Annotated in this window: 6 protein-coding genes and 1 pseudogene; 2 read left to right on the top strand and 5 right to left on the bottom strand. The window is 72.9% G+C overall.

The genetic code is table 11. The features are described 5' to 3' along the window. The 4 genes from AC5LSR_RS19775 to AC5LSR_RS19790 form a co-directional block, all read right to left on the bottom strand. Positions 1–3087: lantibiotic dehydratase (locus AC5LSR_RS19775; protein WP_493468803.1), on the bottom strand; the 3087-nt coding region annotated here is incomplete at its 3' end. 107 nt (positions 3088–3194) lie between these two features. Beyond that, complete coding sequence (locus tag AC5LSR_RS19780) at positions 3195–3371, bottom strand: FxLD family lanthipeptide (protein WP_493468804.1); 177 nt, start codon at positions 3369–3371, stop codon at positions 3195–3197. Positions 3372–3610: 239 nt separating this feature from the next. Further along, positions 3611–4285 carry a 2'-5' RNA ligase family protein gene (locus tag AC5LSR_RS19785; protein ID WP_493468805.1) on the bottom strand — a complete coding sequence of 225 codons (675 nt, stop codon included), beginning with the start codon at positions 4283–4285 and terminating at the stop codon, positions 3611–3613. After that, positions 4278–5978, bottom strand: a complete 1701-nt coding sequence (locus AC5LSR_RS19790; protein ID WP_493468807.1) for an NsdA family TPR-like regulatory protein — start codon at positions 5976–5978, stop codon at positions 4278–4280. Before AC5LSR_RS19790 ends, AC5LSR_RS19785 begins: the two co-directional genes overlap by 8 nt. Here AC5LSR_RS19790 and AC5LSR_RS19795 point away from each other — a divergent pair. Both AC5LSR_RS19795 and AC5LSR_RS19800 read left to right on the top strand, forming a co-directional pair. After that, a complete protein-coding gene (locus AC5LSR_RS19795; RefSeq protein ID WP_493468808.1) occupies positions 5871–6212 on the top strand; it encodes a hypothetical protein in 342 nt (113 codons plus the stop codon). The two genes, AC5LSR_RS19790 and AC5LSR_RS19795, sit on opposite strands and share 108 nt — an antisense overlap. A gap of 5 nt (positions 6213–6217) precedes the next feature. Next, a complete protein-coding gene (locus tag AC5LSR_RS19800; RefSeq protein ID WP_493468806.1) occupies positions 6218–6796 on the top strand; it encodes a GNAT family N-acetyltransferase in 579 nt (192 codons plus the stop codon). Positions 6797–6876: 80 nt separating this feature from the next. Here AC5LSR_RS19800 and AC5LSR_RS19805 read toward each other — a convergent pair. After that, a pseudogene (locus AC5LSR_RS19805) lies at positions 6877–7205 on the bottom strand (SARP family transcriptional regulator); the annotation flags it as partial.

Raw genomic sequence — 7205 nt, forward strand, 5'->3', positions numbered from 1 at the left:
TTCGGTGTCCGCGCCGGGGCCGTGGACCCGGTTGTGGTGCAGATGGAGCAACGACCTCAGCACCCCCGCCGGTGTCACTCCCGTCTGTCCGGCGCCGAGGAGACGGGCGTAGGCGCTGGCCGCGTCACGGCGTGTCCGCCACGCCGCCGCGATCGTCACGCTTGCGAGCGCGGGCACGGGTGGGGCGGCGGCTTCCGGGGCGTCGAGGCTCGTGTAGGCGGCGGCGAGCTGGAGGGCTCGGCGTCGGACGTCGCGGTCCACCGGGACGGTTCCGGTGCCGTCGCGCTGTGCGATCAGCCAGGCCAGCCCGGCGGCCCGGCCGCCCAGGACCGCGCCGGTGAGGTCGGCGAGGCTGACCGCGGTCAGCGCCTGCTGATCGCCGTCGTCCGCCGCAGTTGGCGTGGCCAGTTCGGCGAGAGCGGCGGCGGAGTCCGCAGCGAAGAGCTCCTCGGCTGCGACCCGGGCGGCGCCCCGGCCGTAGCGGGCCGGCTCCGGCCGGTAGGTGTCCAGCGCCAGCGTGTCGGCCAGGCCGTGGCGGCGTAGCTCGGCCACCCATGCGCCGGCTCGGGCGGCGGCCCGCCCGTAGTCGGTGTCGACGGTGTGCAGCCGGATCCGCAGGTGCGGTGCCGGGTCGCGGTAGCGGACGAACCACCACCGCGGCGGGATGTCCCATTCCGCCAGCAGGGTTGGGAGATGTTCCACCAGGACGGTGGTGAACCCGTCCGGGTCACCGTAGATCTTCGCGTAGAGCATCCCCGTGCCCGGCAGGACGTCGTCGCCGGGGTCGACCAGCGGCAGTGGCCCCGGCCGGGTCAGGACGCCCGGGGCAGGGGCCGGGGCCGCGGTACTCGCCATCGGGATCAGGACCTCGTGCGCACGACCCTGGCACCATCCGTACTCGCCCTCGGACGGTGCCTCGGTCAGCGTCACCACCGGCTCCGCCGAAGGCGTCGTTCGCGCCAGACCGCGCAGCAGCGCGACGTGCATCGGGTCGTCCAGCCGCAGTCGCAGCTGCCGGTCGGCGACACCGACAGCGATCTGTTCGGGCAGCCGCAGCCGGTCCCGCAGCGCGGCCAGCGCCGCCGCCCACGTGGGCAGCGGCGCGTCCGCGCCGGGCAGCGCGCCGAGCGGGATCCGCCAGCGAGCCGGCGCGAGGATCGTGCGCCGGTAGCGCAGCCGGGGCTGGAACGGCAGGCCGGCGGCGGCGCCCCAGTCGAACAGCCCCACGGTCGCCGACGCGGCGCGGGCGACGTCGACGAGCAGCCGCGCCAGCGGCGGCACCGCGTGCCGCGCCGCGGCGCACACCAGCGTCGGCTCCACCACCCGCCGCCGCGACAGCGACACCACATACATCCGGTCCAGGTCCGCCGTGACGGCAAGATCCCGCAGATCGAGGTCGTCGGCTCGGCCGGCTCGGTGTTCACCGACGCTGATGACCGCGGGCAGCACCGGCGGGACGGCCAGGACGTTGCCCGCCCGCGCCCGGCGTGGCGGGAACGACATCTGTGCCGGCAGTGCGCCGTCCACCGCGACCGGCAGCGACGCGTACGCCCCGGCGAGCCGGTCCCTGTCGGCACGGGGCAGCAGGGAGAGGAAGCGACCGCTGGTCGCGACCGCCGACTGCCCGATCCCGGCCACCGCGAGCAGGAAGTCCCCGGCGTCCAGCGCCGCCGCCGAGACCGCCAGGACCTCGACGCACAGGTCCAGATGCGGCGGTATCCGCGGCGGCCCGCCCCGAGCGTCGGCGCGGGATCGGGTTGTGCCCTGCCCCAGGTGGTCGATCATGTCGTCGTCCAGCAGGATCTCGCGGACGCCGTCCAGCGCGGCCTGCTGGGCCAGCGCCAGCAGCCGTTCGTCCCGGCGGCCCAGCTCCGCCCGGCGTCCGTTGTCCGGGTCAAGGTGGTGACGGGGATAGCCCAGTCCGCCGGTGGCTGCCACGAGCTGGGCTATCGGCACCACCACCCCGGGGCCGAAACGGTCCAGGAACCGGCGGTGGTACTCGCGCAACGCTGGCGCGCCGTCGGGATGGGGGCTGAGTCGGACCAGCGCGCTCGCTGCCGACGCGGCCTCCACAGAGACGGCGGTCGGTAGCGCGACGTCCACCGTGAGCCGCAGGTCCACCGCGACGGGCGGCATGCCGGTGTCGGCCAGCGCCCGCATCCGCGCGGCCACCGCTGTCTCCACGGAACCGGGTGCCGCCGGTGCGGGCCGGCCGCTCAGCGCCTGGTGGATTGCCAGCAACTCGCTGACCACCGGCGCGGCCTCCGGCACTGTCGCCGCGTCCACCGCCGCCAGTTCTGCCAGCAGATGGTCGAGACCGTCGGCCACGGTCAGCGGCGGGCGCAGGCTGCTGATCAGTGCACCCGCGGCGACCAGGCCGGCGACCAGCTCGCGCACCGCGGGTTCGCCGGCTTGCGGGAACTCGGCGGCGAGCTTGTCAGCCAGCACGCCGACGGCGACCGGCGAACGGGCCGCCTCAAGCGCGTACCGGACCGGTGCCGTGTGCCGCAGCGACACGGTGGCCGCCGCCGCCGGCCGCCCGCTCACATACGGCCACCAGGGCACGGTCAGCCGGCCACCCCGCACCACGGCGAGATCGTTGACCACCACGGGCAGCCGGCCCAGCAGGCCGGGACAGGACTCCAACCGTGTGATCACGGACGCCAGCCAGGCGGCGTCGGCGCGCGCCACGGCCCAACGCCCACCGGCCAGCGCGCCGCCCAGACCACGGGTGTGCGCGCCGAACCGCAGCGGCGCGACCCCGGCGAACAGCCCGAACGGCGTCGCCCGTCCCCGCAGCCGCGTCACGTAGCCGGCGAGCGACACCGCCACCCGCCGCAACCGCGCCACCTCCCGGACCTCGCCGGCCCGCACCGCCGCGACCCGGCCGGCCAAGACCGGGCTCGCCACCGTCACCGCCTCGGCCACGTCACCCGCCGCCCAGACCCGGCGGATCCACGTCCGCCAGGCTTCCGCGTCGTCCCCCGCGCTGCCGTCAGGCCAGCGCGGGACAGCATCAGCGTCGATGCCCACGCTGGCGCGCAGCAGCGCCCCGTCGACAGGCCGGTACCAGCCGTGCCCGCGCACCAGATCGTCACCACCTTCACGTCGTTTCCCGCAGAAGCGAGGGGCCACGGCCCGTCCCCACCCCGTTTCCGGCCCGGCGTCGGGGACGGGGACGGGCCGCGAGCCTGTCAGCAGTCGCTGCCGCGGACGGTGTCGCACCCGTCGTCGGTGTCACCCAGCAGCACCGCCGCCACCGGGCCGTACTCGACGATCCGCACATCGAGCCGGAAGTCGTCACCCCCGTCCGCCGTGGCCGGCGAGGACGCAGCCACCGCGGGCAACGAAGAAGCGGTCGAGATGGTCATAGGAACTCCCTTCGGGCATGGCAGGCCCTGAACGCGCCGATGCGCGTCCGTCGCGTGACGCGCTCAGCGTGCCTGCCGAACGTAAGGAAGATCTTGCCTTGTGTGACATACAGGGGATAGTCAGCCCTGTACCGGTCTTGTCCTGGTCTTCGGCGCCGCGACGGAACCCGGTCCGGGGTTCCGCAGCCGGCTGGCCACGTCCCAGACGGGTGTCCGCGGAGGGTGTCGAGCGGCGGGGCTCAGGCTGGAAGCGGCGTCCTGGCGACCGGCTGCCACACGTAGGCCCGCTCGCGCCGCTCCAGTCGCACGATCACCGCGGCTCTGACGGTGGCTGTGACAGGTGGAAGCGTCCGCAGCTTCTCCACCGCGGCGACGGCCTGTGTCGCCGGGATCCCGTCGGTGTTGCAGTAGGCGATCGACACGTGCGGGGCGAACTCCGGGTCTGGCGGGCGCACGCCGGGAACGGCCGAGCGGGTTGCCTCGTGCAGCGCGTCGCGTAGCTGGCGTAGCGGCTCGGCGGGGTCCACCGCGAATCCGAGGGCACCCGCTGTCCCGCCGAGCCGGCCGATGGAGATGTCGAACGGCGCCAGGGCCGCGCAGGCCCGCGCGGCGGCTGCCGCGACCTCGGCCACCTGCCCGGCTGTGATCTCGTCCATGGCCGCGATCCGGTCGAGGGTGAGGTGCAGCCCGTCCGGGGGAATGAGGTCGTAGTAGGGAAACGCGACCGCTGCCTGGCAGCGTGCGGCCAGCGTGCGCAGCGCCGGGCAGTCCTCGAAGGTCAGATACCACTGCCAGGAGGGGCCTCCACCCGGCTGAGCCCAGTGGTTGTGCAGCCGGTGAAGCTGGCGGAACCGGTCGGCCGTGCCGACGGCGGCGGCCGGGCCGGTACCGGCGGCGCCGACGGGATCAGGCACGGGTTCCCCGCGCGGCATGTGCCAGTGCGTCCCGGACGGTGTCGAGCTCGCGGGCCTGGCCCCAGCGCCCGGCCGCGTAGCGGGCGAACTCCTCCGCGCGGTGCTGGACCGAGATGACCGGGCGGTCCGCCGTGACACTGAGCGCCTCCAGGACCAGCTCGCACGCCTTCTCCAGATCAGCCTGTCTGGGCTGCGCCAACGCGGTCGCCAGATCGATCGTGACCAGCGCGCGGCTCCACGGCGACCCGTCTGCGATGACAGCGGGCAGCGCCCGGTCCAGATGGTGCCGGACCTGCTCCGGCATACCCAACGACACGTAGGCGGTGGCCGCGTTACTCGCCACCTGCGCCTCGCTGTAGCAGCCGAAACCGATGCTGGACGCGATCCCCGGCGGCACATCCTGGCGGGACAACAACTCCTGGGCCTGTCCGACCAGGCGATGCACGCCCTGGACGTCTCCGAGCTTGCCCATCGCCCGGGCCGCTGCGTTCACCGCGAGCCGCACGCTCTGCGGCCCCGTCCCGGCGTGCCGCAGCCCGTCGACCGCCAGTTCCAGCGCCGCGGTGTAGTCCCGCATGTAGTAGGCGCAGAAGCTCTGCAACCCGCGAGCCCACGCCACAAGATCCGGCCGCTTCGCGAACTCGCCGAGCTGGAGCGCCTCCGCGCAGTACGCCCAGGCCAGCGCGAACCGGCCCCGACCTACCGCCACATATCCGAGAACGCCCGACGCCGCGCACGCCACCCCGAACAGCTGGCGGCGCTGCTCCGGCCATCCGCACTCGTCGATCAGCGACTCCAGCCAGGCACGCTGGCCGCGCAGCCCCGGGACGAAATCGGCGTGGTCCAGTTCCTCATATCGAGCAACGACGTTCAGAACATCGTCACTCAGCAGCCGGACAACCTCTGGATCCACCTTCCGGTTACGCCGATGGATCCGCCCGAGCACGTCGACAACACTCTCGTCCTCCACCGGACTCGGCCGCGACGGCAGCACGTCACGAAGATCAGAATCTTCGAGGTGCCAGTCTGCCGGCGGCCCGCCGACGTCGGTTGTATCCGGGTCAGTTGCCTCTTCCGGCCGCCGTACGGCGGGCGCCGCACCCACCCGGCCAGCAGGCGTCAGGATGGAACCGAGGCCATCGGCCACCGGCGACGAGCTGGTCCCTGCTGACAAGCCTGCGAGAGCCGCCTCGAACCGTGCGCGGACGTCGTCACCGGCCAGATCGAGATCCCGGTCGAGGATCTCCTGGGTCTCGTCCCGCAGCCGGATCCGTTCACCGCGCCGCTCCCAGTTGGAGACGGAGGCGACGGTGACACCCAGGTGCGCGGCGAAGGCACGCACGCTCATCCGCCGTGCCTCACGCAGCGCCCGGGTCTCCCGACCCGACCACCTCGCCACCGCCACCACTCCCGGTGCCTCCCTCAGCCAGCCGCCGCTGCCACGATTTTCTTCCTCCAGCCCGTCTCCTGGTTTGAAGGGTCGCCGACCATGAGGGGCGGGCGTGGGCCGCGCTCGGCAACGCCGAGGAGGCCCGCGGCCATCGACCGCGCCGAACGGCATCCTCCGAGACACGGAACATCCTGGTTGCCGGAGGAGATCGCTGCCGCGGAGACCTGTTCGGCCGCCGCCGTCGAGGCGTACCGTGATCCCGGCCGCCCGGAGTGGGCGTTCGGGGATCAGGCCGGCAGCCATGCCGGGCTTGCCCACGTCCGTATCGCGCGCGGCGAGCTCGACGGCGCCACCGAGGCCCTGTCCGCGGTACTCGATCTCCCTCCGGACCGGCGGATCAACGGCATCGTGCACTCCGTGCAGCGGGTCCAGGGTGCTCTCGCGCGTTCGCCGCTCGTCCGTGACCCTGCCGCGCGGGATCTCCGCGAGGAGATCGAGGCGTTCGCGCGCACCCCGGTCGCGGCTCTGCCACGGTGACTGCCGTGACTCCTCATCCTGTGCACCTCACCGGCAGTCTGGTCACCGTTCGTGATTTCACGGCGGCGGACGTGGCGGCGGCGCACGCCGTCGTCGGGGACCCGCGGGTGACCGATCATCTCTCCTTCGCCGCGAAGACCCTGGACCAGACCGCCACGATGATCGACGGGATTCTGGCCCGGGCACGGCAGGATCCGCGTACCGAGTACTACCTGGCGGTCGAGCGGGACGGTCTGCCGCTCGGTTTCGCCCGCCTCGGCCTGGACGGGGTCAAGGCGGCCAAGCTTGGCTACGCCATCCACGCCGACCACTGGGGCCGTGGCTACGCCACCGACGCCGTGCGGGTGCTGGTCACGTTCGGCTTCGGTGAGCTGGGCCTGCACCGCGTCAGCGCCGCGATCGGTCCGAACAACGCCGCGTCCGTCGCCGTGGTCAAACGGGCCGGTTTTTCCTATGAGGGCCGTATCCGCGACCACGTCCACACCAACGGGGCGTGGCGCGACAGCCTGCTCTACTCCGTCCTGGAACACGAATGGCCGCACGGCCCCGCATCACCGGCATCGTCATCCGACGCCGTTTCCTAAATATATAGATTTGTGACGTGTCTGGCGCCACTGATTACTTTTCCACATCCGAAGATCGATTTCGGCGGGTTTGGCACCCCTTAAACGGATCTTGCTGAAGAAGCCGACATCCGGGAGCGTGGGCGGGTGAGTTGGTGGTGGAGGGTTTCGAGGTCGCGGTCGGTGTCGCCGTCGGTGAGTGGGTCGGCTTGTTCGGCGTGGAGGTAGGCGTGGTATTCGGCGGTGACGGCGGCGCGGTCGCCGACGGCGGCGTGGGCGCGCATGCGGAGGGCGAACAGGCCGGGGTGGGCGGGCAGGATCGTCAGGCCGCGGGTGGTGGTGTTCAGGACGGCGGGGTGGTCGCCGCGGTCGAGGTGGAGTTCGGCGAGTAGGAGGGCTACTGCCACGACCGTGGTGGTCAGGGTGGAGC

This window comes from Protofrankia sp. CiP1_Cm_nod4 (assembly GCF_982290645.1).

Bases quoted from the DNA above. Each gene is read 5' to 3' on its own strand.
- AC5LSR_RS19780 (WP_493468804.1), bottom strand. From the start codon at position 3,371: ATGACCATCTCGACCGCTTCTTCGTTGCCCGCGGTGGCTGCGTCCTCG.
- AC5LSR_RS19790 (WP_493468807.1), bottom strand. From the start codon at position 5,978: ATGGCTGCCGGCCTGATCCCCGAACGCCCACTCCGGGCGGCCGGGATC.